Below are 23992 nucleotides of genomic sequence, written 5' to 3' on the forward strand. Positions count from 1 at the left end.
GATGGCATTCCTACTCGACACGAACGTGGCCTGCGAGGTCACCAAGCGACGCCCCAACTCCCACGTCGGGGAGTGGCTCGACATGGTCCCCGGACCCACTCTCTACATCAGCGTCATGGTGCTCGGCGAAATTCGCCAAGGAGTCGAGCGCCTACGCGAGCGTGATCCCGTCCAGGCGGCCATCTACGAGACGTGGCTCGCCAAGCTGCGGCATGAGTTCGTCGACCGCATCGTCCCTGTCACTCCCAACATCGCCGAGGACTGGGGGGCACTGAACCACCCCGACCCCCTGCCGCTGGTGGACGGGCTGCTGGCCGCCACCGCACGGTCCAACGGCTGGACGATGGTGACGCGCAACGTCAAGGATTTCGAGCGGACCGGGGTTCGGGTGCTCAACCCGTTCGAGTCGCTCGTCTGAGGATCTCGGCCTCGCCGGCCGCGCGCACCGGCTCCACGGGTACCACCCCTCGACCCAGGCCCGTGTAGAGCTCGACCTGGCGCACGGCCTGGTGCAGCAGCATCGAGAAGCCCCTGACCACCGTGCCCCCGGCCGTTTGCACGGCCTGGGCCAGCGGCGTCGGCCAAGGGGCGTAGACCACGTCGAAGACGGCGGGGACGGACGCGAGTGCCTGGGCGTGGGCGTCCGCCGCGCCGGGCGGCAGCGTCGAGATCACGAGGTCGGCGTCCAGCACCGCGCCCAGCTCGCCGAAGGTGTGGACGGTCAGGCTCGTGCCCAGCCGCTCGGCGACCTCCAGCGTCTCGCGCGCCCGCGAGCGCTCGCGCACCACGAGCGCGGCCTCCGGCAGCCCCAGCTCGCGCAGCGCCGCGAGCGCCGACGCGGCCGTGGCGCCGCCGCCGAGGATCGCCGCGCTCTTGGGCGCCCGCACCCCCGACTCGGCGAGCGCCCGCACGATGCCGTGCACGTCGGTGTTCTCGCCGTGCCGGGCGCCGTCGCGTAGCAGCACGGTGTTGACCCCGCCCACCTCGACGGCGAGGTCGGCCACGGTGTCCAGCAGCGGCAGCACCGCCCTCTTGAGCGGCATGGTCAGCGACAGGCCCGCCCATTCCGGGCCGAGGCCGGACATCAGCCCCGCCAGTCCCGCCTCGTCGCACTCGATCGCGTCGTAGCGCCACCCGCGCAGGCCGAGCGCCGCGTACGCGCCGCGGTGGAGGGCGGGCGAGAGGGAATGCGCGATCGGGGAGCCCAGGACTGCGGCCCGCCGCTCCATCAGCCGGCCCCGTGGTTCTTGTTGAACTCCTCGGCGAGCTTGAAGAACTCCGACTCCGAGTCGGTGAACTTGGTGATGCCCCGCTTGGGATCGGTGGTCACGAAGAACAGCCAGCTGCCGGGGGCCGGCTTCAGCGCGGCCTGGATGGCGTGGTCGCCCGGGTTGCCGATCGGGCCCGGGGGCAGGCCGAGGCGCGCGTAGGTGTTGTACGGCGACCTGCTCTTCAGTTCCTCGTGCGTCGCGGCGATGCCGAACTTGTTGAGGCCGTACATGACCGTGCTGTCCATCTGCAGCTTCATCTGCGGGTCGCGGTTCAGCCGGTTGTAGATCACCCGCGCGACCTTGGGCATGTCGCGCACGTTGCCGGCCTCGGCCTGCACGATGCTCGCGATCGTCACGATCTCCAGGGGCGTGCGGCCCACCCTCTTGGCGGCGTCCACCAGGTCGGCGTCCTTGGCGGCGTCGTTGAACCGGCTCACCATGTTCGCGAGGATCTCGTCGGGCGTGGCCTTGGGCGCGATCTCGTAGGTCGCGGGGAAGGCGAAGCCTTCGAGCCTGCCCTTGGCGTAGGACGGCAGTTCTAGCGCCTTGGTGTCCTTGGCGGCCTTCTGGAAGGCCGAGACCGGCTTGCCGGTGGCCGTGGAGAGCTGCGCCAGGATCTGCGAGAGGCGCAGGCCCTCCCTGATGGTCAGGGTGGTCAGCATGCGGAGCTTGGGGTCCAGGAGCGGGACGGCGCTCGCGGCGGCCATGCCCTTGCGCAGCTTGTACTGGCCGGGCTGAAGCGAGGAGGTCTTGCCCGCGGCGTCGATGGCGTTGACGAACGCGCGCTCGCTGGCGACGACGCCCTGGTCGACGAGGGTCTGGGCCACCTCGCCCGCGCTCTGGCCCTCCTTGATCTCCACGACGACCTCGCCGGTGCCGGGGCCGGCGTAGTCGTCGGCGACGGCCACGTCGCGGACCCAGGTGTAGCCGTAGTACCCGCCCACGCCGAGCACGCCGACAATGATGATCATCGCGACGAAGAAGGCCACGAAGCCCTTGCGGCGCTGACGGCGCTGGCGCCTCCTGCTGCGCGCGCGCGAGGCTCTGGAGCCACCACGAGACCTGCGCCGGGGACCCTCGTCGTCCTCGGCACCCAGCAGACTATCGAGGTCGAGATCGCTCATAGGTGCGCACGCCAATCTCCCTGGACGACCTGCCCGCCGTCAAGCGTGTGCGCCATATTGATGCGACATACCAGACAAGTCATCGTTCCATCGCCCTGGGACGCGACGGCGGAGATCACCGGACGCGTACGGGAAGTGGGGGCCATCCCGCGGGGCATCAGTGCTGCCCGAGACGTTTGTGCAGCTCTTCTCGGAATTTCACGAACTCACTCTCTTTGCTAGTGAATCTCGTGATTCTACGTGCTGGGTCAACCGTGACAAACCAGTACCAATCACCCTTTGCCGGGCTCAGCGCCGCGCGCAGCGCCGCCTCCCCGGGGTTACAGATCGGCCCCGGAGGCAGTCCGGGATGCATGTAGGTGTTGTACGGAGTGTCACGCTTGATCTCGGCATGTGAGGCCACGATGCCGTGCTTGCCCAGGCCGTACATCACGGTGCTGTCCATCTCCAGCTTGGCTCGGGAGGCCAGCCGATTGTAGATGACTCTCGCGATCTTCGGATAGTCGGCCACGTGACCGCCCTCGGCCTGCACGATGCTCGCGATCACCACCACGTCGCGCGGGGTGAGGCGCTGCCGCGAGGCGCCCGCCTCCAGGTCCAGGCGGGTCGCGGCCCGCTTGAACCTGCGCACCGAGGCCTTCAGCAGGTCCAGCGGCCGGGTCGTCGGCTCGATCTCGTAGGTGGCGGGGAAGAGAAAGCCCTCGGCGGCCCCCTTGGCGTACGGCGGCAGGCCGAGCCGGGCGGGCGCGGCCACCAGCCGGGCGAGCTCGGCGGCGGGCAGGCCGGATCCCTTGGCCAGGCGGGCGACCGTCTCGTTCGCGCGCAGGCCCTCGGGGACGGTCACGCGCCTGCGGATCCTCGACTTCGGGGACAGCAGCAGGTCCAGGGCCATGGCGGACGCCATCCGCTTGCGCATCTTGTAACGCCCCGGCCTGAGGTTGTTCGTCACGCCGCGCCGCTCGACGGCGCCCACGAACGACCGGGCGCTCGCGACGACCTCCGCGCGGACCAGGGTCTCGGCGATCTCGCCCGCGCTCGCACCGGGGGCGATCTCGACGACGACCGGATCGGTCCCGGGGCCGTCGAAGTCGTCCGGGGAGATCAGCGGCCTGAACAGGACGAACGCGCCGGCCAGCCCGGCGGCGACCAGCACCGCGCTGCCGCCCCCCACCAGCGCCAGCAGCGCCCTGCGCCCGCGGCGCCGCCGCTCGCCCTCCCCCTCCGGCTCCCGATCCTCGCTGAACCGGATGAGCCCCTCGGAGTCGCCGGTCTCCTCGGCGGCGCGCGGAGGCGCAGCCCCCGGGCCCTCGGCGGCCGCCTCTTGGCGGGCGCCGGGCGCCGCGTCCGCGTCCGCCCCACGGGAACGATCCACGACGGGCGGGGCGGGATCATCGGGGCCCTCGTGCTGGTCACGCGGACGGGCGTCCTCGGGGGTGTCGGGGCCGGGCGGCTCGTCCGGGCTGTCGGGCCCCACCTGGCCCGGCCGCTCGCGGGCCTCCTGCCCCCCGCCGGAGGATGTGGACGGACGGTCGTGCTCCGGCTCGCCGGGCGAACCGGGCGGGCGGGTCACTGGACCGGCCCGGCGCTCGATTCTCCGCCGGGGCGCCGCCCCGGTGGCTCGACGGGTCTGCCCGGCGGCGCGCCGCTCGCGCGCTCGGCGTCCAGGGCCGCCTGCAACAGCACGACGGCGGCCGCCTGGTCGACGACGCCGCGCTGGTTCCTGGCCTTGACCCCGCTGGCCCGCAGCCCCTGCTGGGCGGTGACGGTGGTCAGGCGCTCGTCGTACAGGCGGACAGGCGTCGGAGCGAGGCGCGTGGCCAGGCGCGCGGCGAACGCGCGTGCGGTGTCCGCGGCGTGGCTCTCGCGGCCGGACAGCGAGGTCGGCAGGCCGACGACGACCTCGATCGCCTCGTGCTCCTGCGCGATGGCCGCGAGCCGGTCGAGATCGCCCCGGCCCCGGCGGACCGTCTCCACGGGCGTCGCGAGCAACCCCGAGGGGTCGCTGCGGGCCACGCCCACACGGACGGACCCGACGTCGACGCCCAGCCGGACCCCGCGCCTCACGAGGCCCTGCCCGGCGGAGAACCCAACTGTGCGGATCTTCCGGCAGGCCGGCCCGCCCGGCCGCGGGCTCCCGAGCCGGTCATGACACGACCATCGCGGACGCGTCCGACCTGCCGGGAGCCGGTCGTGGCCCGGGCAACTCGGCCGGGGCGGGCGTGGGTTCGGGGTCGGATCAGGACAGAGCCTCCCGGATCGCGCGCTCGACGGCGTCGAGTGCCTCGCCGATCGCCTCCGGACGGGCTCCACCGCCCTGCGCGACATCATCTTTACCGCCACCGCCACCCCCAAGTGCCTTGGCGGCGACGCCGACCAGTCGCCCGGCCGCAAGGCCCCGGGTGCGTCCCGCATCGTTCACAGCGGCGACCACGACCGGCCGGTCTGCTGGCACACCGGCGACCACGGTGATCGCAGCGCGGTCACCGGGGAAACGCCCGCGCACTTCCAGAGCGAGTTTACGCAGGTCATCGGCCGAAGTTCCGTCAGGCGCGCGGTGCGTCACGACGGAGACGCCGATGATGTCGCGGGCGGAGGCGGCGAGCTCGCCGGCGACGGCGAGCACCTGGGCCGAGCGGATCTTCTCCAGCTCACGCTCGGCGGTGCGCAGGCGGGTGACCATGCCCTCGATGCGCTCGGGCAGCTCTTCGCGGCGGGCCTTGAGCTGCTCGCTGAGCTGGGCCACCAGAACGCTCTCGCGGGCGAGGAAGCGGAAGGCGTCGATGCCGACCAGGGCCTCGACCCGGCGCACGCCGGCGCCGATCGACGCCTCGCCGAGCACCTTGATCAGGCCGAGCTGGCCGGAGCTGGCGACGTGGGTGCCGCCGCACAGCTCGCGGGAGTACTCGCCGACCTCGACGATGCGGACCTCGTCGCCGTACTTCTCGCCGAACAGCGCCAGCGCGCCCATCGAGCGGGCCTCGCTGAGCGAGGTGTGGTAGGCGTGGACCTTCAGGTCGTTGATGAGGATGGCGTTGACCTCGTCCTCGACGTCGCGCAGCACGCTCGGCGGGACGGCGCCGGCGGCGGTGAAGTCGAAGCGGAAACGCCCGGGCGAGTTCTCGGAGCCGGCCTGGGCCGCGGTCTCGCCGAGGGCGTTGCGGAAGCCGCGGTGGACCAGGTGGGTCGCGGTGTGGCTGCGGGAGATCGCGCGGCGGCGCTCGATGTCGATCTCGGCGTGGGCGTTGTCGCCGGCGCGGATCTCGCCGTCGCGCACCTTGCCGCGGTGGACGACCAGGCCCGCGAACGGCGACTGCACGTCGACGACCTCGACCGAGGCGCCCGCGGTGCGGATGACGCCCTGGTCGGCGAGCTGGCCGCCGCCCTCGGCGTAGAAGGGCGTGCGGTCGAGGACGACCTCGACGGTGGTGCCCGCGCCCGCCGCCGGGACCGAGGCGCCGTCGACCAGGATGCCGATGACGGTGGCCTCGGCGGTGGTGAGGTCGTAGCCCAGGAAGTCGACCCGGCCGGCCTTGTCGAGCATCTCGCCGAGCACCGAGACGTCGGCGTTGCCGGTCTTCTTGGCGGCGGAGTCGGCCTTGGCGCGGTCGCGCTGTTCCTGCATGAGCCGGCGGAAGCCCTCTTCGTCGACCTGCAGCCCCTGCTCGGCCGCCATCTCCAGCGTCAGGTCGATGGGGAAGCCGTAAGTGTCGTGCAGCTGGAAGGCCTGGGGGCCGGCGAGGGTGGCGCCGCCCTTGCGCTTCGTCTCCTCGACGGCGGCGTCGAAGATCGCGGTGCCGGTGCGCAGGGTTCCGAGGAAGGAGCCCTCCTCGGCGTCGATCACGGTGTGGATGTTCGCCGCGTCGGCCTTGAGCTCTGGATACTGCTGCCCCATCGCCTCGATGGTGGTCGCGGTGAGCTCGTGCATGTAGCGCTCCTCCCCCGCGCCGAGCAGGCGCAGGTTGCGGATCGCGCGGCGCAGCATGCGGCGCAGGACGTACCCGCGGCCCTCGTTGGAGGGCAGGACGCCGTCGCCCACCAGCATGACCCCGGCGCGCAGGTGGTCGGCGACGACGCGCAGCGAGACGTCGGCCCGGGCGTTGCGGCCGTAGCGGGACCTGGTCAGCTCGGCGGCCCGGTCGAGGATCTTGTAGGTGGTGTCGATCTCGTAGATGTTGTCGACGCCCTGCAGGATCGCGGCCATGCGCTCCAGGCCCATGCCGGTGTCGACGCTCTTGGCGGGCAGGTCGCCGAGGATCGGGAAGCCTTCCTTGCCGCCGCCCGCGCCGCGCTCGAACTGCATGAAGACGTTGTTCCACACCTCGAGGTAGCGGTTCTCGTCGGCGATGGGGCCGCCGTCGCGCCCGTACTCGGGGCCGCGGTCGTAGTAGATCTCGGAGCAGGGGCCGCAGGGCCCGGGGACGCCCATGGACCAGAAGTTGTCGGCCATGCCGCGGCGCTGGATGCGCTCGGCGGGGACGCCGATCTTGTCGTGCCAGATGGAGTGGGCCTCGTCGTCGTCGAGGTAGACCGTGACCCACAGGCGGTCTGCGGGGAAGCCGAACCCGCCCTCGGACTCGGGCTTGGTCAGCAGTTCCCAGGCGTACGGGAGGGCCTGCTCCTTGAAGTAGTCGCCGAAGGAGAAGTTGCCGAGCATCTGGAAGAAGCTGGCGTGGCGGGTGGTCTTGCCGACCTCGTCGATGTCGAGGGTGCGCATGACCTTCTGGGCGCTGGCCGCCCGCGGGTAGGGCGGCTTCTTCTGGCCGAGGAAGTAGGGCTTGAAGGGCACCATGCCCGCGTTGACCAGCAGCAGCGTGGGATCCTCCGCGACAAGGCTGGCCGAGGGCACGACGGTGTGGCCGCGCTCCTCGAAGAAGCGCAGGAAGCGGCGGGCGATCTCTGCCGACTCCATCTCAGCGGCCGTCCTTTTCGTCGTGTCGGATTTCTCTTACGGTGTCGAGCTCGAAGCGCGCCCGCAACTCGGCCTCACGGCCGGCGGCGAGACCCTGGACGTCCCGCGCGAACAGGCGTGCCTCGGCCAGCAGGCCCAGGGCGCCGTCGGCGGCGCGGCGCGCCACGTGGTCGGGCTTCAATGCTTGCAGCTTACGCATGACCCAGATGCCGACGTACGCGCCGAGGGCCAGGTAGAACAGCCGCCTGATCATCGGCGCCGCCCTTCGAGCGAGGCGCGGGAGGAGCCGGCGCGGCGGGCGGCGACGGCCCGGCGCAGGCCGTGCGCCAGCGCGGAGACCTTGATCACCGGCTTGGCGAAGAGGGTGGAGGCCACGCCGGTGACCTTGACCATGTTCCCGCTCACCTGCTTCATGTCGCCCGCGATGGCCTCGACGGCGACGAGCTGCCGGTTGGTCTCGGCGACGGTGAGGCTGACCTCGTCGAGCAGGGGGACGACCCGGTCGTTCAGGTCGGCCATCAGCTTGGTGGTCTGCGTGAGCAGCCGGGCCAGCCTGACCAGCACCACTGCCAGAAAGCAGACCAGTATGGCCCAGAACATGGCGACGATGAGGCCGGCGACCTCTCCCGCGGTAAGCATGTCGGTGCGTCCCCTCGTAGCGCCTTGCGGATGTCCGGCCCGGCTAGGGCGGTGGAATGGGGAGACCTTATCGCGCCCGGACCCCCCGCCCGCGCCCAGCGCGCCCTGGCTGTGGACGACGGACCGCCCTGTGGACGAAGGCCGCACCCGGTGTCAGGAGGCGCCGCGCAGGAACTCCCTGATCTTGGTCCAGCGGTCGGCGAAGTGCTGCTCGCCGCCGTGCCGGGTGGGCTCGTAGTAACGGCGCCCGCGGACCTCCTCGGGCGCGTACTCCTGCTTCACCAGGCCGTGCTCGAAATCGTGGGGGTACTTGTAGCCCTTGCCGTGGCCGAGCTTGGCGGCGCCGGGGTAGTGGGCGTCGCGCAGGTGGCCGGGCACCTGCCCGATCAGCCCGCGCCGGACGTCCTCGGACGCGGCGCCGATGGCCTTGACCACGGCGTTGGACTTGGGAGCCAGCGCGCAGTGGATCACCGCCTGGGCGAGGTTGATGCGCCCCTCGGGCAGGCCGATCATCTGCACCGCCTGGGCCGCCGCCACCGCGACCTGCAGGCAGGTGGGGTCGGCCATGCCGACGTCCTCGGAGGCGAAGATCACGACGCGGCGGGCGATGAACCTCGGGTCCTCCCCCGCCTCGATCATGCGGGCGAGGTAGTGCAGCGCGGCGTCGGCGTCGGAGCCGCGCATGCTCTTGATGAAGGCGCTCACGACGTCGTAGTGCTGGTCGCCCTGCCGGTCGTAGCGGACGGCGGCCTTGTCGACGGCCTTCTCGACGGTCTCGACCGTGATCTCGCCCTCGGGCACGAGCAGGGCGGCCGCCTCCAGGTAGGTGAGCGAGCGGCGCGCGTCTCCCCCGGCCAGGCGGACCAGGTGCTCCATCGCCTCGGGGGCGAGGCGCACCCTGCCGCCGAGCCCGCGCGCGTCGGCCACGGCGCGCTCAAGGACGGCGCGGACGTCGGCCTCCGACAGGGACTCCAGCGTCAGCAGCAGGGAGCGCGAGAGCAACGGGGAGATCACCGAGAAGAAGGGATTCTCGGTGGTGGCGCCGATGAACGTCACCCAGCGGTTCTCGACGGCGGGCAGCAGCGCGTCCTGCTGAGCCTTGTTGAAGCGGTGCACCTCGTCCACGAACAGCACGGTCTGGCGGCCCGTCATGCCGAGCTCGGTCCTGGCCTGGTCGATGGCCGCGCGGACCTCCTTGACCCCGGCGGAGACGGCCGAGACCTCGACGAAGCGGCGGGCGGTGACCCCGGCGACGACGTAGGCGAGCGTCGTCTTGCCGGTGCCGGGAGGGCCCCACAGGAAGAGCGACATGGGCGCCTCGCTCTCGACGAGCCTGCGCAGGGGCGTCCCCGGGCCGAGGAGGTGGCGCTGGCCGATGACCTCGTCCAGCGTCTTCGGCCGCATGCGCACGGCCAGGGGCTCCTGGGCCTTGTGCGCCTCCCGCGCCGCCGCGTCGAACAAACTCTCCACGCGTTGACACTACCGCCGATAGAAGAGGTCCACGGTGTCGTGGTGGGAGCCCCAGGTCAGCTCCAGGGTCCAGCAGCCTGGCCGGGGCAGGTCGGTGATGCTTGGATAGATCTCCCCCGGCCCCGAGTCCGAGGGGAACCGGAGCTCGACGACCGGGTGCTCCCGGCCGCGCGGGTGGGCCAGGACACGCAGGGGTTTCGCCTCGCGCGGCTGCCGGACGTACCAGAGGATCTTGTTGGCGGGGTCGGCCGGGTGCCCGGCCCGCAGCGGCTGGGTGAACAGGTAACCGAGGGCGTTGCCCTCGCGGCCGAGCACGAACCGCGTTCCTGGGGCGTTGACGGAGGCCCAGGCCGGCGGGCTCCCGTCCCTGACCGGCGTGTCCCCGCACCCCTGCCGCGTCTCACCGCTCACGGGCACGTGGCTCCGGGCGGAGGCGGCCGGCTTTCCCGTCGTGGAGCCCGCGGGCGCGGAGGTGTCCGGAGAGGCCGGGGAGGAGGCGCACGCGGCCGCGGCGGCCGCGCACACCATCAGCGTCACTACGTGTCTCATGCCCCTACTACCGGCCCGGGGGCGGGGAGGTTCCGGAGGTCAGCTCCCCCAGGCCGCCGTGGCGCCCGTGTGGCCGGCGCGCAGGACGTAGAAGCCCGCGACGAGGGCGAGCGGGACGGTGACGACGGCGAGGACGGTCGTCGCGGTCTTGCCGAGTTTGGCGGCGGAGTACACCAGCAGCAGCGCGACGACGCCGAGCCCGAGGGAGCTCAGCAGCAGGGGCAGGGCGAAGCTCTCGTGTTCCTCGATGCGCTGCGCGAGCGGGCCCTGGGGGGCTCCTCCGGCGAAGAGCCGGGCCTGGAACGCTTCGCCGCTCTCACGCGCGGCGAAGGCCGTCACGGGGGCGGCCACGGCCAGCACCACGACCGCCCAGCCGAGCACGGGACGCCAGCGCGGGACCAGGCCGTAGAACACGGAGCCGACCGCGAGCAGCGGAATGAAGATCACGGCGGTGTGGATGATCAGGGGGTGGGCCGGCAGGCCGAGAACCTCATCGAACATGTCTGGGCTCCATGTGAAGTGACGTGTCGTCCCTTATACGAATCGGGAGCTCCCCTGGTTCTCCGGGCGGCTCCCGGGTCACCGGGAGAACCCCTGGCCACGCGAGTCAATCATGACCACCGGGGCGCCAACACCTCGTAAGAAGTCGGCTGGACAACTTTCCGCGAGGCAACCAAGCAGCCCGAGTCCCCGGGTCAAGGATGATCTTCGAAGCCGTGCGAACTGCGCGTTTTATGCGGCCTCAACGTAAAGGCCGGTACGATTCCCGAGCACATCAAGTCATCTATCGGCAAATGGAAGGCATACCGTGACCGACGTGGATCGCCAGACCCAGCTGGCACGGGAGCACCGCGAGCGACAGGAACAGCGGGCCAAGAACGGCACGTCGAAGCGGAACACGATCATCGGGTCCGTCGTGGGCGTGGTGGTCGTCGCGGGCGGCGTCGTCGCGGCCACCACCCTCATGGGAGACGACGACAAGACCTCCGGCGCGGCCCCCTCCGCGTCCTCCTCGGCGTCGGCGTCGTCCTCGGCCGACCCCTCCACGGCCCCGTCGGTCACGGCCGCGCTCCCCAGCACCGGCGCCGCGCCGGCGGCCGTGACGTGCTCCTACCGCAAGGACGACACGGGGGCGCCCGCCAAGAAGGTCGGCATGCCGCCGTCGAAGCCCGATCCGAAGGCCAAGACCATGACGATCGACACCAACCAGGGGACGATCGTCGTCCAGCTCGCCACCCAGGCGGCGCCGTGCACCGTGAACTCCTTCGAGTTCCTGGCGAAGAAGAACTTCTTCGACGACACCCGGTGCCACCGCCTGGCCACGCCCGAGACCGTCGGGCTCGGCATGCTTCAGTGCGGCGACCCGCTGGCCAAGGGCGACGGCAAGTCCAAGAACGACGGCACCGGCGGCCCCGGCTACCTCTTCGGCGACGAGAACCTCGGCGGCATGCCGCTCGGCCGGGGCACGGTCGCGATGGCGCAGTCCAGCGAGGACGCCAACTCCAACGGCAGCCAGTTCTGGATCAGCTTCTCGGACGAGAACAACCAGCTCAGCGACCAGGGCGCGGCCTTCACGCCGTTCGGCGTGGTGGTCAAGGGCATGGACGTCATCGACAAGATCGCCAAGGGTGGCATCATCCCCTTCAACGGCGACCCCATGGCCGACGTCCGCGGCGAGGGCTCCAACGCCCCCAAGCTCCCGGTGATCATCAAGAACCTGACGGTCTCCCACTAGGCCCCGCCGCCGGCAGGGGGACGGCGGAGACGGGACCACAGCGGACCACGGCGAAAGGGGTGAGCCCCGGCGCGGCACAGGCGCCGGGGCTCACCCCTTCTCGGCTCTTACGGCGCTCTCACGGCGTCGCGGGCCGCCCTCAGGCGCCCGGCGCCGGGGCGCGCTTGGCGTCGACCCCGGCCTCCTTGCGCTGCTCGGCGGTGATCGGCGTGGGCGCGCCGGTCAGCGGATCGAACCCGGAGGCCGTCTTGGGGAAGGCGATGACGTCGCGGATCGACTCGCCACCCGCCAGCAGCATGCAGATGCGGTCCCAGCCGTAGGCGATGCCGCCGTGCGGCGGGGGGCCGTACTTGAAGGCCTCCAGCAGGAAGCCGAACTTGCTCTCGGCCTCCTGCTTGGAGATGCCGAGCACGTCGAAGACCCGCTGCTGCATCTCGGCGCGGTGGATACGGATCGACCCGCCGCCGATCTCCATGCCGTTGCACACCATGTCGTAGGCGTACGCCAGGGCCTCGCCGGGGTGGTCCTGGAAGTTGTCCGCCCACTCCGGCTTGGGGCCGGTGAAGGGGTGGTGAACGGCCGTCCAGCCGGTCTGCCGGCCCACCTCGTCGAGCACCGGCTCGAACATCGGGGCGTCGACCACCCACAGGAAGCTCCACAGCGACTCGTCGATGAGCCCGCAGCGCCGCCCGATCTCCAGGCGCGCGGCGCCCAGCAGGTCGCGGGACGGCCCGGGGACACCGGCGGCGAAGAAGACCGCGTCACCGGGTGAGGCGCCCACGGCCTTGGCCAGGCCCGCGCGCTCCTGCTCGGAGAGGTTCTTGGCGACCGGGCCGCCGAGCTCGCCGTCCTCGCCCACCAGGACGTACGCCAGGCCCCTGGCGCCGCGCGACTTGGCCCAGTCCTGCCAGGCGTCGAGCTCCTTGCGGGTCTGGGACGCGCCACCGGGCATGACCACCGCGCCGACGTAGGGCGCCTGGAATACCCGGAAGGGCGTCTCGGCGAAGTAGCCGGTCATCTCGACCAGCTCGCAGCCGAACCGCAGGTCCGGCTTGTCGGAGCCGAAGCGCGCCATCGCCTCGCGGTAGGTCAGCCGGGGAAGCGGCAGGGGAAGCTCGTAGCCGGCCGTCTCCTTCCAGATGCGGCCGATCAGCGTCTCGCCGAGGGCGATCACGTCGTCCTCGTCGACGAACGACATCTCGACGTCGATCTGGGTGAACTCCGGCTGCCGGTCGGCGCGCAGGTCCTCGTCGCGGAAGCAGCGCGCGAGCTGGTAGTAGCGCTCCAGCCCGCCCACCATGAGCAGCTGCTTGAAGAGCTGCGGCGACTGCGGCAGGGCGTACCAGGCGCCCGGCTGCAGGCGGACCGGCACCAGGAAGTCGCGGGCGCCCTCGGGGGTCGAGCGGGTCAGGTCCGGCGTCTCGACGTAGACGAAGTCGTGCTCGCGCATGACCTCGTGGGCGAGGTAGGTGGCCGTCGAGCGAACGCGCAGCGCCTGGGCCACCTGCTGGCGGCGGATGTCGAGGTAGCGGTACTTCAGCCGCGCCTCCTCCGAGACGCCCGCACCGCCCTCGATGGGGAACGGCAGCGGCGCGGACTCGCTCAGCACCTCGACCTCGGAGGCGACGACCTCGATGTCACCGGTCGGCAGGTCGGGGTTCTCGTTGCCCGCGGGACGGGTGCGCACCTCGCCGGTGATCCGGACGCAGTACTCCGACCGCAGGTCGTGCGCGTGATCCTCCTCCCGGAACACCACCTGGGCCGTGCCCGAGGCGTCGCGCAGGTCGATGAAGACCACGCCACCGTGGTCGCGGCGGCGTGCCACCCATCCGGCCAGCGTCACCTGCCGGCCGGCGTGCTCTTCGCGCAGCGACCCGGCGGTGTGGGTGCGGATCATGGGGTCAGTCTCTCCTTCAAAGTGGTGATGATCTCGGCGAGCGGCACGGACGTCTGGTCGCCGCTCGCCAGGTCCTTGACCTGGGCGGCCCCCGCGGCGATGTCGCGGTCGCCGAGGATCACGGCGTAGGCGGCCCCCGAGCGGTCGGCGCCCTTCATGGCCCCCTTGAGGCCCTTGCCGTCGAAGGCCATGTCGGCGGACACGCCCGCCGCGCGCAGCTCGCTCACGAGCCTGAACATGCGCCTGGCGGCCTCCTCGCCGAGGGGCACGCCGTACACCGCGACGCGGGCCGGGGCCTCCTGGGAGAGGTTCTCGGCCTCCACGGCGAGGATGATGCGGTCGACGCCGACGGCGAAGCCGATGCCGGGCAGCGGCGGGCCCCCGATGTCCTCCGACAGGCCGTCGTAGCGGCCGCCGCCGCCGATGCCGGACTGGGCGCCGAGCAGCGGGTGGTCGAACTCGTAGGTGGTGCGGGTGTAGTAGTCGAGGCCGCGCACCAGCCGCGGCGCGTCCTCCCAGGGCACCCCGAGGTCCTCCAGCAGGGAGCGGACGCGGTCGTGGTGGGCCTTGCAGGACGCGCACAGGTGGTCGGTGATCAGCGGCGCGTTCTCGACCTGGGCCCTGACCTCGGGACGCTTGTCGTCCAGCACGCGCAGCGGGTTGATCTCGATGCGCTCGCGGGTGGCCTCGTCCAGGTCCAGGCCGCGCAGGAAGTCCTGCAACGCGGCGCGGTAGGCCGGGCGGCACTGCTTGCAGCCGAGCGTGTTCAGCAGCAGCCGCACCTGGCTCAGGCCGAGCGCCTGGTAGCCCGACCAGGCCACCGCGATGGTCTCGGCGTCCACGGCCGGGTCCTCGGTGCCGATGGCCTCGACGTTGAACTGCTGGAGCTGGCGGTAGCGGCCGGCCTGCGGGCGCTCGTAGCGGAAGGCCGGGCCGGTGGTCCACAGCTTGACCGGAAGCTGGCCGTGGTGCAGGCCGTGCTCCAGCGTGGAGCGCATGACGCCCGCGGTGAACTCCGGCCGCAGCGTGACCGACCGGCCGCCGCGGTCGGCGAAGGTGTACATCTCTTTGGTAACGACATCGGTCGACTCGCCGACGCCACGCGCGAACAACTCGGTGTCCTCGAAGACCGGCACCTCGATGTAGGAGTAGCCGGCGTTCTGGGCCGCGGTGGCGAAGGCCGCGCGCACCGCGAGGAAGGTCGCCGAGCGCGGCGGGAAGTATTCTGGTACGCCCTTGGGCGCCTGAAAGCTCATTTACAGTCCCCTGGTTGGACCCGCGAACGGCGCAGCCTCGGCGAGGTACGGGTTGGCGGCGCGTTCGCGGCCGATCGTCGTCTGTGGTCCGTGACCGGGCAGCACCGCGGTGTCGTCCGGCAGCGTCAGGCACACACGGCCCAGGCTGCGCAGGATGGTCGGGTAGTCACCGCCCGGTAGATCGCTGCGGCCGATGGAGCCGGCGAACAACAGATCCCCCGAGAACATGACACGCTCCTCGGCGAACCTGAACGTCACCGACCCCCTGGTATGGCCCGGCGCGTGGTCGACGGTGATGGCCATGCCCGCGATCTCCAGCACCGAACCGTCCGCCAGCTCCCGCACGTCGTCGGGCTCGGTGAACTTCAGGCCGCCGAGCAGATCCTGGCCGGCGTTCAGAGGGAAGCCCTTGGCGGGATCGGCGAGAAGGTGGCGGTCTTCCGGGTGGATCCACGCCGGGACGTCCCGCGCGCCGCAGACCGGGGCGACCGACCACATGTGGTCGATGTGCCCGTGCGTCAGCAGCACCGCGACCGGCTTGAGCCGGTGCTCGCGCAGCAGGGCGTCCACACCGGCCATGGCGTCCTGACCTGGGTCGACGATCACGCATTCCTCTCCCGCGGCGGGAGCGGCGACGTAGCAGTTGGCCTGGAAGGAGCCTGCGGGAAAGCCGTCGATGAGCACGGGAACGGACCTCGATGTGATCGATCTCGTCAAGGAAAGCGGATGGGAATGTAACCGAAGGGTACCGGTGCGGGTCGCCGGGCTGCGAACCATCGCCCGTAGGCCGATACGATTCGCCCACTCCATAAAGGTGGCGGTCGTCCAGTGAGGCGACCAAACGGATCAACTCGGACAGTCGGGAGGGCACGCGGTGGCGACCGGCAAGGACCGTCAAAAGCAGCTGGCACGAGAGCATTACGAACGGCAGATGCAGCGGCGCGTCGAGCGGCAGCAGCGTCAGAAGCGCGTGGCGATCATCGGCACGACGCTGGGCGTGCTAGTCGTCGTCGGTGGCATCTTCGCGGCCGTCGCGCTGGTCGGTGGCGGCGACTCCAAGACCGAGGCCGCGACGGCCACCCCGTCGTCGTCCGCGTCGGCGCCCCCGTCCGCGGGGCCGACTCCCAAGCCTTACGACGCGGCGACCGGCACGTGCGACTACGTCGCCGACAGCACCGGGGGCCCGGCCAAGAACGTCGGCACGCCGCCGGCGAAGGCCGACACGAAGGTGAAGACGATGACGCTGGCGACCAACCACGGCGACATCGTCATCGACCTGGCGACAGACAAGGCGCCGTGCACGGCGAACTCGTTCGCGTTCCTGGCGAAGCAGAAGTACTTCGACGGGTCCAAGTGCCACCGCATGGGCGAGGCGGCCTTCCCGATGCTCCAGTGCGGTGACCCGCTGGCCAAGGCCGACGGCAAGAACCCCACCGACGGCCAGGGCGGGCCGGGCTACCGGTTCGCCGACGAGAACCTGACGGGCGCCCAGTACAAGCGCGGCGTGGTGGCGATGGCCAACAGCGGCCCGGGGACCAACGGCAGCCAGTTCTTCATCATCTTCGGGGACCTGCAGCTTCCCCCGAACTACACGCCGTTCGGTACCGTCACAAAGGGGCTCAAAGTCCTGGACGATGTGAGTAAGAAGGGCGTCCTGCCGGGGGGGATGGGCGACGGCACGGGTGCTCCCAAGGACCCGGTCGAAATCAAACACGTGACAATCTCTGGCAAGAGCTGACGTAATACACCAAGGACGCTTAGCCTCCTGGAGGCTGATTCGAGTGCGGGAGGACACGGTGAGCACCGACCCGTGGGGCCGGGTAGACGACGACGGCACCGTCTACGTTCGTACGGCTGAGGGAGAACGGGCCGTCGGGTCCTGGCAGGCCGGTGAGCCGGAAGAGGCCCTGGCCTACTTTCATCGGAAGTACGACGAGCTGGCGACCCAGGTGGAACTGCTGGAGCAGCGACTCCGTGGCACCGACCTGCCACCCGCGCAGGCCGAGGCGACGATCGTCAAGCTGCGCGAGTCGATCTCCGGGGCCCACGCCGTCGGCGACCTGGCGGCCCTGGAGGCCCGTCTCGAAGCGCTCACCGACCTGGTCGGCAAGCGCCGCGAGGAGGTCAAGGCCGCCCGGGACCAGGCGCGCGCCCAGTCCCGGGAGGTCAAGGAGCGCATCGTCGCCGAGGCCGAGCGCATCGCCGAGGACACCACTCATTGGAAGTCGGGGGGCGAGCGGCTGCGCCAGCTCGTCGAGGAGTGGAAGACCGCCGAGCGCATCGACCGGGTGACCGAGGCGGCGCTGTGGAAGCGGCTGTCGGCGGCCAGGACGGCCTTCGCCAAACGGCGCAAGTCCTACTTCGCCGGGCTGGACGAGCAGCGTGAGTCGGTGCGCAGCCTCAAGGAGCGCATCGTCGCCGAGGCCGAGGAGCTGGCCACCTCGACGGACTGGGGCGAGACGGCCTCGGCGTACCGGGACCTGATGCGCCAATGGAAGGCGGCCGGACGCGCCTCCCGGGAGGCGGAGGACGACCTGTGGACGCGCTTCAAGGCGGCGCAGGACCAGTTCTTCCAGGCCCGTTCGACGGTGTTCGCCGAGCGGGACGCGTCCCTGCGGGAGAACGCCGAGGCCAAGGAGCGCATCCTGGCCGAGGCCGAGCGCATCCTGCCGGTGACCGACGCCCGCGCCGCCAGGGCCGCCCTGCGCGGCGTCCTGGAGCGGTGGGAGGCTGTCGGCCCGGTGCCGCGCGAGTCCAGGGACAAGCTGGAGGGCGGCCTGCGCCGCATCGACGAGGCCGTGCGCAAGGCGGAGGAGACCGAGTGGAAGCGGTCAAACCCCGAGGCCCGGGCGCGGGCGCAGAACACCGTCGACCAGCTGCGGCGCTCGATCGAGCAGCTCGAGGGCCGGCTGGGCAAGGCCAGGACCGCGGGCAGGGACAAGGACGTCAAGGAGGCGGAGGAGGCCATCGCCGCCCGCCGCTCGTGGCTGGAGGAGGCCGAGCGCACGCTCGCCGAGTTCTCCTGAGGCCCCTGCTGTTGATCGTCCGCCGAGCATGAGCGGGCGTCCCGGCCGACCTGACCGGCCGGGGCGCGTGCGCCATGGCTCCCCGCCGTGCGCGGCTCCGGCTCAGCGGTGGAACGGACACGACCTCGGCCGGGCCTGCCGGTACGGCCTTCGCGGATCGGCCGCGCCGTCCCGGCGATCGAGGCGGCTCCCGGCCGGGACCGGCGCCATCTCGGCCGCCGCCGACGAGCGACGGCCGGCGCGCTTCAGTTGGTGACGCGGTAGACGTCGTAGACGCCCGGGATGTTGCGCACCGCCTTCAGCACGTGGCCCAGGTGCTTGGGGTCGCCCATCTCGAAGGTGAACTTGCTGACCGCCGTGCGGTCACGCGAGGTGGTCACCGACGCCGACAGGATGTTGACGTGCTGGTCGGACAACGTGCGCGTGACGTCCGACAGCAGGCGGGGCCGGTCCAGCGCCTCGACCTGGATGGCCACCAGGAACACCGAGTCGTCGCCGGGCGACCAGCTCACCTCGACGAGGCGGTCGGGCTCGGCCCGGAGCTGCTCGACGTTCGGGCAGTTGGTGCGGTGCACCGAGACCCCGTGGCCCCGGGTCACGAACCCCACGATGTCGTCGCCGGGCACCGGGGTGCAGCACCGCGACAGGCGCACCCAGACATCGGAGTCGCCCGCCACGATGACGCCGGCGTTGGTGCCGCTGCGCGGCGGCCGGCCGCGGAGCTTGGTAGGGACGGCGGCCTCGGCGATGTCCTCCTCGGCCCCCTCCACACCGCCGAGGGCCTGCACGAGCTTCTGGACGACGTTCTGCGCGGCCGTGTGGCCCTCTCCGACGGCGGCGTAGAGCGCCGAGACATCTGAGTACCGGAGATCCCTGGCGAGCGCTAGGAGGCTTTCTCCGGACATCAGGCGCTGCAACGGCAGGCCCTGCTTGCGCATGGCCCTGCCGATCGCCTCCTTGCCGGCCTCGATCGCCGTCTCGCGGCGCTCCTTGGAGAACCACTGGCGGATCTTGTTGCGCGCCCGGCCGCTCTTGACGAACTTCAGCCAGTCGCGGGACGGCCCCGCGTCGGGCGACTTGGAGGTGAAGATCTCGACGGTGTCGCCGTTGCTGAGCCGCGACTCCAGCGGCACCAGGCGGCCGTTCACCCGCGCCCCGATGCAGCGGTGGCCGACCTCGGTGTGGACGGCGTAGGCGAAGTCGACCGGGGTGGCGCCCTCGGGCAGCGCGATCACCTGGCCGCGCGGGGTGAAGACGAAGACCTCCGACACCGAAAGGTCGAACCGCAGCGACTCCAGGAACTCCCCCGGGTCGGCGGTCTCCTTCTGCCAGTCGAGGAGCTGGCGCAGCCAGGCCATGTCGCCCGCGGCCTTCACGCGGGCCCCGGCCGGGCCGGACGCGCCCATCTCCTCCTTGTACTTCCAGTGGGCCGCGACGCCGTACTCGGCGCGGTGGTGCATCGCGCGGGTGCGGATCTGCAGCTCCACGGGCTTGCCCTCGGGCCCGATGACCGTCGTGTGCAACGACTGGTACATGTTGAACTTGGGCATCGCGATGTAGTCCTTGAACCGGCCGGGCACCGGGTTCCACCGAGCGTGGATCGTTCCTAGCGCGGCGTAACAGTCGCGGACCGTGTCGACCAGGACGCGGATGCCCACCAGGTCGTAGATGTCGTCGAACGCGACCTCGCGGGCGATCATCTTCTGGTAGATCGAGTAATAGTGCTTGGGCCTGCCCTTGACCGTCGCCCTGATCTTGGCCTCGCGCAGGTCGCCCGAGACGTTCTCGATGACCTCCTGGAGGAACACGTCACGGCGCGGGGCCCGCTCGGAGACCATGCGGGCGATCTCGTCGTAGCGCTTGGGATAGAGCATCCCGAAGGCGAGGTCCTCCAGCTCCCACTTGATCGTGTTCATGCCGAGGCGGTGGGCGAGCGGCGCGAAGATCTCCAGCGTCTCGCGGGCCTTCTGCTCCTGCTTGTGCCTCGGCAGGTAGCGCAGGGTGCGCATGTTGTGCAGGCGGTCGGCGAGCTTGATCACCAGCACCCGGATGTCGCGGGACATCGCCACGACCATCTTGCGGACGGTCTCGGCCTGCGCGGCGTCGCCGAACTTCACCTTGTCCAGCTTGGTGACGCCGTCGACCAGGAGCGCGATGTTCTCGCCGAAGTCGGCCGTCAGCTCCTCCAGGCCGTAGGCGGTGTCCTCGACGGTGTCGTGGAGCAGCGCCGCGCACAGCGTCTCGTCGTCGGTTCCCAGCTCGGCGAGGATGGTCGCGACGGCCAGGGGGTGGGTGATGTACGGGTCGCCGCTCTTACGCTTCTGGTCGCGGTGGTGGTAGGCGGCCACATCGTAGGCGCGCTCGATCAGGCGGAGCTCTGCCTTGGGATGGGTGGCCCGGACCGTCTTGAACAGCGGTTCCAGAACCGGATTCATTGCTCCACCCCATTGCCCCCCGAACCGGGACAGCCTGCGTCGTACGGCAGGTGCCGCCGGCTTGTCGTCCGTGCCCACGGGCGTGGCTGGACCCGTTTCGTCCACGGGCGCGGATACGGGCGCCGAGGTATCGGTCACCTCGGGCAGGGCCACATCACGGGGCACTCAGACTCCTCACGTCGAGTCCAGATTCTCCAGTGTATCCACGCCGGAGACGCCCGCCTTCCCGCCTGTGGATCAGACGACCACCAGGGAGCGCACATCGACTCCGGTCAGGCGGTCACGGCCCTTGAGGAAGCCGAGCTCCATCAGCACCGAAACGGCCACGACCTCGGCGCCGGCCCGGCCGACCAAGTCCACCGCCGCACGGGCCGTGCCGCCCGTGGCGAGCACGTCATCGACGATCAGCACGCGCTCGCCCGGGGCGAAGGCGTCGCGATGCACCTCGATGACGGCGGAGCCGTACTCCAGATCGTAGGACTCTTCGAGCACCGCGGCAGGGAGTTTTCCCTTTTTACGGACGGGCACGAACCCCGCGCCCGCCTGGTAGGCGACCGGGGCGGCGAGGATGAAGCCGCGCGCCTCGATGCCGACCACCGTGTCGACGTCCAGTTCATCGGCCAGGGCGTCCACCACGGCGGCGAACGTGACGTGGTCGCCGAGCAGCGGCGTGATGTCCTTGAACACGATGCCGGGGCTGGGGTAGTCCGGCACGTCGCGGATGCGACCGAGGATCTTCGCGGTGAGGTCGCTCATGGGGAGTCCTTCCTGACGGCAGCGAAGCGCCCCCGTGACACCGGCAGGGATCACGGGGGCGCCACGGGGACGTGACGCGGCTAGCGTTTCTTGCGTTTGGGCGCGGCGACCGCGCCGTTGGCCGAGCTCGCCGGGCCTGTGGAGGTGGCCGCCGTGGCGGGCTCCTTGCCCTTGGCCGGCGGGGCGTCCTGCGCGGACGCGCTCTTGTTGGAGGCGAGCCGCTTGGCGATGGCCATGTACTTCGGTTCGCGCTCCTTGAGGTTGACCAGCAGCGGCGTCGCCACGCACAGCGAGGAGTACGTGCCGACGATCATGCCGACGAACAGCGCCAGCGACAGGTCCTTCAGCGTGCCCGCGCCGAACAGCGTGGTGCCGATGAACAGGATCGCCGCCACCGGCAGGATCGCGACCAGCGAGGTGTTCAGCGAGCGGATCAGCGTGTGGTTCAGCGCGTTGTTCGCCGCCTGGGTGTACGTCATCTTGGCGGTCGTGCCGAGCTTGGCCGTGACCTCCTTGATCATGTCGAACACCACGACGGCGTCGTAGAGCGAATAACCGAGGATCGTCAGGAAGCCCAGCATCGTGGCCGGGGTGACCTCGAACCCCGACCAGGCGTAGATGCCGGCGGTGATGATCAGGTCGTGGAGCAGCGCGACCACCGCGGCCAGCGCCATCTTCCACTCGAAGGCCATCGTCAGGTACAGGATGATCGCGATCATGAAGACGACCAGGCCGATGACGGCCTTCCTGAGCACCTCGCCGCCCCACGTCGGGCCGATGATCTGCTTGCTGATCTGGTTGCCCGCGACGCCGAACTCCTTGGAGATGGCGTTCTGGACCGTGGTGACCTCTTCCGCCGTCAGGCTCTGCGTGGTCACCCGCCAGCGGTTGCTCGCCTCCTGGACGGTGACCTGGTGGGCGCCGGCGCCCTCGACCGTGGAACGGACGGTCTCGATGGTGGACGAGCGCGGCTTGTCGAAGCTGAAGACCGAGCCGCCCCTGAACTCGATGCCCAGGTTCAGGCCCTGGACGATCAGGCCGGCGATGGAGATCACCAGCAGCAGGCCGGACAGCAGCGACCACAGCTTGTAACGCCCGACGAAGTCGATGTCGACCTCGCCGCGGTACAGGCGGCGGCCGATCGAACCGATGCGCGACATCAGCCCTCCTGCGAAACGGTCGTGCGGGCCACGGGCGCCTCGCGGCCCATGCGCTCGGCGTCGAGGCCGGACAACTTGTGCCCCTTGGCGAAGAACGACAGCTTGGCCAGCATCGCGACGAACGGCTTCGTGAACAGGAACACCACGAGGATGTCGATCAGCGTGGTGAGGCCCATCGCGAAGGCGAAGCCCGCGACGCCGCCGACCGCCAGGAAGTACAGGACCACGGCGGCGATGAACATGACCGCGTCGGCGATCAGGATCGTGCGCCGGGCGCGGACCCAGGCGACCTCGACGGCCACCCGCAGCGAGCGCCGGCCCTCCTTCATCTCGTCACGCATGCGTTCGAAGTAGACGATGAAGGAGTCGGCGGTGATGCCGATGGAGACGATGAGGCCGATGATGTGCGGCAGCGACAGCCGGAAGTTGGCGTTGTGGCCGAGGATGACCACCGCCTCGTAGGTCACGATCGTCGCGATCGCGAGGCTCGCCACCGCCACCAGGCCGAGGCCCCGGTAGTAGAGCAGGGAGTACAGCACGACGAGGACGAGGCCGATGGCGCCCGCGAGCAGGCCGCCGCGGAGCTGGTCGGCGCCGAGCGTCGAGGAGACCTCCTCGATCGAGCTCTGCACGAACTTCAGCGGCAACGCGCCGTACTTGAGCTGGTTGGCCAGGTCGTCGGCGGTCTTCTGGGTGAAGCTGCCGGAGATGCGGGCCTGGCCGCCCGGGATCGGCTCCTCGATGACGGGGGCGGAGATGACCACGCCGTCGAGCACCATGGCGAGCTGGTTGCGCGGCTGGGGTGCGCTGGTGATCTGACCGGTGATCTTCGCGAACTCGCTGGCGCCCTTGCTCTTGAAGTTCACCTGGACGATCCACTCGCCCGTCGTGGAGTCGACGCCGGAGTTCGCGCCCGCGACCTCGGTGCCCTTCACGGCGGCCTTGTCCAGGATGTACTTGGCGACGCCGTCGTCACTGCAGGCCGCGAGCTGCTTGTCCGGGTTGTCCTGGACGCCCTGGCCGCGGTCCTTCTTGGTGCAGTCGAGGGTCTTGAACTGCTCGGCCACCGCGGGGTCGACACCGCTGAGGTCGACGCCGGCCATTGGATCCTCCTGCGCGGGAGGGGCCGACGCCGAGGCGGAGGGCGCCGCGGAACCGCTCGGCTCCGGGGTGGCCTTGTCCTTGGCGTCCTTGGCGTCGCCCGTCGCGGACGCGGAGGGCGCCGGGGTCGGGGCGGTCAGCGCCGAGGACAGCGCCCGGCCCGCCGGGGTGCCGCTCGGGGCCGGCTTGGCCGTGGCCGTGGGCTTGGCGGTCGTGCTCGGCTGGGCCGACCCGGAGGGGGCGGGGGTCGAGCCGCCCGACGGCGCCGGGGTGGCGGGGGCGGTCGGCAGCTTGCCCGGCGTGGCGTTGGCGGCCGCGACCGCGAGGACTTGACGGAAGCGCAGCTCGGCCGTGGTGCCGACCAGCTTGACGACCTCCTCCTGGCCGGCGCCGGGAACGGAGATGACGATGTTGTCGCCTGCCTTGGCGACCTCTGCGTCGGAGATGCCGCTGCCGTTCACCCGATCACGGATGATGTTGACGGCCAGGTCGAGGCTCTCCTGGGAAGGGGTCGCACCGCCGCTCTGCGTGACCGGGGACAGCGTCACCGTGGTGCCGCCGGCGAGGTCGAGGCCGAACTTGGGCACGAGTGCCTTCTGCAGGAGCATCACCCCGCCCATGGCGAGGATGAGCGCCAGGAGCGCCAGGAGCACGCGCCCCGGCT

21 protein-coding genes are annotated in these 23992 nt (G+C 70.9%); 4 read left to right on the forward strand and 17 right to left on the reverse strand.

What is annotated here, in order from left to right:
• Nucleotide 1 precedes the first annotated feature (1 nt).
• Entirely contained in the window at nucleotides 2-418 is a 417-nt protein-coding gene (locus DQ384_RS29780; protein WP_114032206.1) for a type II toxin-antitoxin system VapC family toxin, read from the forward strand.
• Here the strand turns inward: DQ384_RS29780 and DQ384_RS29785 are convergent.
• From DQ384_RS29785 to DQ384_RS29830, 10 genes are all read right to left on the reverse strand, one after another.
• Nucleotides 393-1229 carry a shikimate dehydrogenase gene (locus DQ384_RS29785; RefSeq protein ID WP_114032207.1) on the reverse strand — a complete coding sequence of 279 codons (837 nt, stop codon included), beginning with the start codon at nucleotides 1227-1229 and terminating at the stop codon, nucleotides 393-395. The genes DQ384_RS29780 and DQ384_RS29785 overlap by 26 nt on opposite strands.
• Nucleotides 1229-2395 carry an endolytic transglycosylase MltG gene (gene mltG / locus DQ384_RS29790; RefSeq protein ID WP_114032208.1) on the reverse strand — a complete coding sequence of 389 codons (1167 nt, stop codon included), beginning with the start codon at nucleotides 2393-2395 and terminating at the stop codon, nucleotides 1229-1231. Before mltG (DQ384_RS29790) ends, DQ384_RS29785 begins: the two co-directional genes overlap by 1 nt.
• Before the next feature lie 157 nt (nucleotides 2396-2552).
• Nucleotides 2553-3965, reverse strand: a complete 1413-nt coding sequence (mltG, locus tag DQ384_RS29795) for an endolytic transglycosylase MltG (protein ID WP_245966878.1) — start codon at nucleotides 3963-3965, stop codon at nucleotides 2553-2555.
• Nucleotides 3962-4459, reverse strand: coding sequence for a Holliday junction resolvase RuvX (gene ruvX, locus DQ384_RS29800; RefSeq protein WP_114032209.1), 498 nt, complete (start codon nucleotides 4457-4459; stop codon nucleotides 3962-3964). The genes mltG (DQ384_RS29795) and ruvX overlap by 4 nt, the downstream gene beginning before the upstream one ends.
• Nucleotides 4460-4631: 172 nt before the next feature.
• Nucleotides 4632-7304 carry an alanine--tRNA ligase gene (gene alaS, locus DQ384_RS29805; protein WP_114032210.1) on the reverse strand — a complete coding sequence of 891 codons (2673 nt, stop codon included), beginning with the start codon at nucleotides 7302-7304 and terminating at the stop codon, nucleotides 4632-4634.
• A 1-nt stretch (nucleotide 7305) separates the two neighbouring features.
• Nucleotides 7306-7557 carry a hypothetical protein gene (locus DQ384_RS29810; protein WP_114032211.1) on the reverse strand — a complete coding sequence of 84 codons (252 nt, stop codon included), beginning with the start codon at nucleotides 7555-7557 and terminating at the stop codon, nucleotides 7306-7308.
• On the reverse strand, nucleotides 7554-7943 hold the full coding sequence (locus DQ384_RS29815; protein WP_114032212.1) for a DUF948 domain-containing protein: 390 nt from the start codon (nucleotides 7941-7943) through the stop codon (nucleotides 7554-7556). Before DQ384_RS29815 ends, DQ384_RS29810 begins: the two co-directional genes overlap by 4 nt.
• A 153-nt stretch (nucleotides 7944-8096) precedes the next feature.
• Nucleotides 8097-9413, reverse strand: coding sequence for a replication-associated recombination protein A (locus DQ384_RS29820; protein WP_181871493.1), 1317 nt, complete (start codon nucleotides 9411-9413; stop codon nucleotides 8097-8099).
• Between the two features lie 9 nt (nucleotides 9414-9422).
• Nucleotides 9423-9962 (reverse strand): hypothetical protein, encoded by a 540-nt coding sequence (locus tag DQ384_RS29825; protein ID WP_147268938.1) that lies wholly within the window; start codon nucleotides 9960-9962, stop codon nucleotides 9423-9425.
• A gap of 39 nt (nucleotides 9963-10001) precedes the next feature.
• A complete protein-coding gene (locus DQ384_RS29830) occupies nucleotides 10002-10463 on the reverse strand; it encodes a DUF2231 domain-containing protein (protein ID WP_114032215.1) in 462 nt (153 codons plus the stop codon).
• A 307-nt stretch (nucleotides 10464-10770) separates the two neighbouring features.
• Between DQ384_RS29830 and DQ384_RS29835 the strand changes: the two genes are divergently transcribed.
• A complete protein-coding gene (locus DQ384_RS29835; RefSeq protein ID WP_114032216.1) occupies nucleotides 10771-11697 on the forward strand; it encodes a peptidylprolyl isomerase in 927 nt (308 codons plus the stop codon).
• 139 nt (nucleotides 11698-11836) lie between these two features.
• On the opposite strand, the gene aspS is transcribed toward DQ384_RS29835, so the two are convergent.
• The 3 genes from aspS to DQ384_RS29850 are packed head-to-tail and all read right to left on the reverse strand — an operon-like array spanning nucleotide 11837 to nucleotide 15534.
• Nucleotides 11837-13594, reverse strand: a complete 1758-nt coding sequence (gene aspS, locus DQ384_RS29840; protein ID WP_114032217.1) for an aspartate--tRNA ligase — start codon at nucleotides 13592-13594, stop codon at nucleotides 11837-11839.
• On the reverse strand, nucleotides 13591-14850 hold the full coding sequence (gene hisS, locus DQ384_RS29845; RefSeq protein ID WP_114032218.1) for a histidine--tRNA ligase: 1260 nt from the start codon (nucleotides 14848-14850) through the stop codon (nucleotides 13591-13593). The genes aspS and hisS overlap by 4 nt, the downstream gene beginning before the upstream one ends.
• Entirely contained in the window at nucleotides 14851-15534 is a 684-nt protein-coding gene (locus DQ384_RS29850) for an MBL fold metallo-hydrolase (protein ID WP_114032219.1), read from the reverse strand. It lies immediately after the preceding gene.
• Nucleotides 15535-15781: 247 nt separating this feature from the next.
• Between DQ384_RS29850 and DQ384_RS29855 the strand changes: the two genes are divergently transcribed.
• Nucleotides 15782-16588: a peptidylprolyl isomerase gene (locus tag DQ384_RS29855; protein WP_114032220.1), complete on the forward strand. Its 807-nt coding sequence runs from the start codon at nucleotides 15782-15784 to the stop codon at nucleotides 16586-16588.
• A 58-nt stretch (nucleotides 16589-16646) separates the two neighbouring features.
• Nucleotides 16647-17876, forward strand: coding sequence for a DUF349 domain-containing protein (locus DQ384_RS29860; RefSeq protein WP_114032309.1), 1230 nt, complete (start codon nucleotides 16647-16649; stop codon nucleotides 17874-17876).
• Between the two features lie 245 nt (nucleotides 17877-18121).
• Here DQ384_RS29860 and DQ384_RS29865 read toward each other — a convergent pair whose 3' ends face one another.
• The 4 genes from DQ384_RS29865 to secD form a co-directional block, all read right to left on the reverse strand.
• Nucleotides 18122-20311: a RelA/SpoT family protein gene (locus DQ384_RS29865; protein ID WP_114032221.1), complete on the reverse strand. Its 2190-nt coding sequence runs from the start codon at nucleotides 20309-20311 to the stop codon at nucleotides 18122-18124.
• Between the two features lie 237 nt (nucleotides 20312-20548).
• Nucleotides 20549-21067 (reverse strand): adenine phosphoribosyltransferase, encoded by a 519-nt coding sequence (locus DQ384_RS29870; protein ID WP_114032222.1) that lies wholly within the window; start codon nucleotides 21065-21067, stop codon nucleotides 20549-20551.
• Between the two features lie 80 nt (nucleotides 21068-21147).
• Entirely contained in the window at nucleotides 21148-22227 is a 1080-nt protein-coding gene (secF, locus tag DQ384_RS29875; protein ID WP_114032223.1) for a protein translocase subunit SecF, read from the reverse strand.
• Nucleotides 22227-23981, reverse strand: coding sequence for a protein translocase subunit SecD (gene secD / locus DQ384_RS29880; protein WP_342769465.1), 1755 nt, complete (start codon nucleotides 23979-23981; stop codon nucleotides 22227-22229). The genes secF and secD overlap by 1 nt, the downstream gene beginning before the upstream one ends.
• Nucleotides 23982-23992 lie beyond the last annotated feature (11 nt).

The organism is Sphaerisporangium album (genome assembly GCF_003323745.1).
Classification (GTDB): domain Bacteria; phylum Actinomycetota; class Actinomycetes; order Streptosporangiales; family Streptosporangiaceae; genus Sphaerisporangium; species Sphaerisporangium album.

Bases quoted from the DNA above. Each gene is read 5' to 3' on its own strand.
- DQ384_RS29830 (WP_114032215.1), bottom strand. From the start codon at position 10,463: ATGTTCGATGAGGTTCTCGGCCTGCCGGCCCACCCCCTGATCATCCAC.
- DQ384_RS29825 (WP_147268938.1), bottom strand. From the start codon at position 9,962: ATGAGACACGTAGTGACGCTGATGGTGTGCGCGGCCGCCGCGGCCGCG.
- aspS (WP_114032217.1), bottom strand. From the start codon at position 13,594: ATGATCCGCACCCACACCGCCGGGTCGCTGCGCGAAGAGCACGCCGGC.
- DQ384_RS29785 (WP_114032207.1), bottom strand. From the start codon at position 1,229: ATGGAGCGGCGGGCCGCAGTCCTGGGCTCCCCGATCGCGCATTCCCTC.
- DQ384_RS29815 (WP_114032212.1), bottom strand. From the start codon at position 7,943: ATGCTTACCGCGGGAGAGGTCGCCGGCCTCATCGTCGCCATGTTCTGG.
- DQ384_RS29810 (WP_114032211.1), bottom strand. From the start codon at position 7,557: ATGATCAGGCGGCTGTTCTACCTGGCCCTCGGCGCGTACGTCGGCATC.
- DQ384_RS29780 (WP_114032206.1), top strand. From the start codon at position 2: ATGGCATTCCTACTCGACACGAACGTGGCCTGCGAGGTCACCAAGCGA.
- DQ384_RS29870 (WP_114032222.1), bottom strand. From the start codon at position 21,067: ATGAGCGACCTCACCGCGAAGATCCTCGGTCGCATCCGCGACGTGCCG.
- DQ384_RS29865 (WP_114032221.1), bottom strand. From the start codon at position 20,311: ATGAATCCGGTTCTGGAACCGCTGTTCAAGACGGTCCGGGCCACCCAT.
- mltG (WP_114032208.1), bottom strand. From the start codon at position 2,395: ATGAGCGATCTCGACCTCGATAGTCTGCTGGGTGCCGAGGACGACGAG.
- hisS (WP_114032218.1), bottom strand. From the start codon at position 14,850: ATGAGCTTTCAGGCGCCCAAGGGCGTACCAGAATACTTCCCGCCGCGC.
- alaS (WP_114032210.1), bottom strand. From the start codon at position 7,304: ATGGAGTCGGCAGAGATCGCCCGCCGCTTCCTGCGCTTCTTCGAGGAG.
- DQ384_RS29855 (WP_114032220.1), top strand. From the start codon at position 15,782: ATGCAGCGGCGCGTCGAGCGGCAGCAGCGTCAGAAGCGCGTGGCGATC.
- secF (WP_114032223.1), bottom strand. From the start codon at position 22,227: ATGTCGCGCATCGGTTCGATCGGCCGCCGCCTGTACCGCGGCGAGGTC.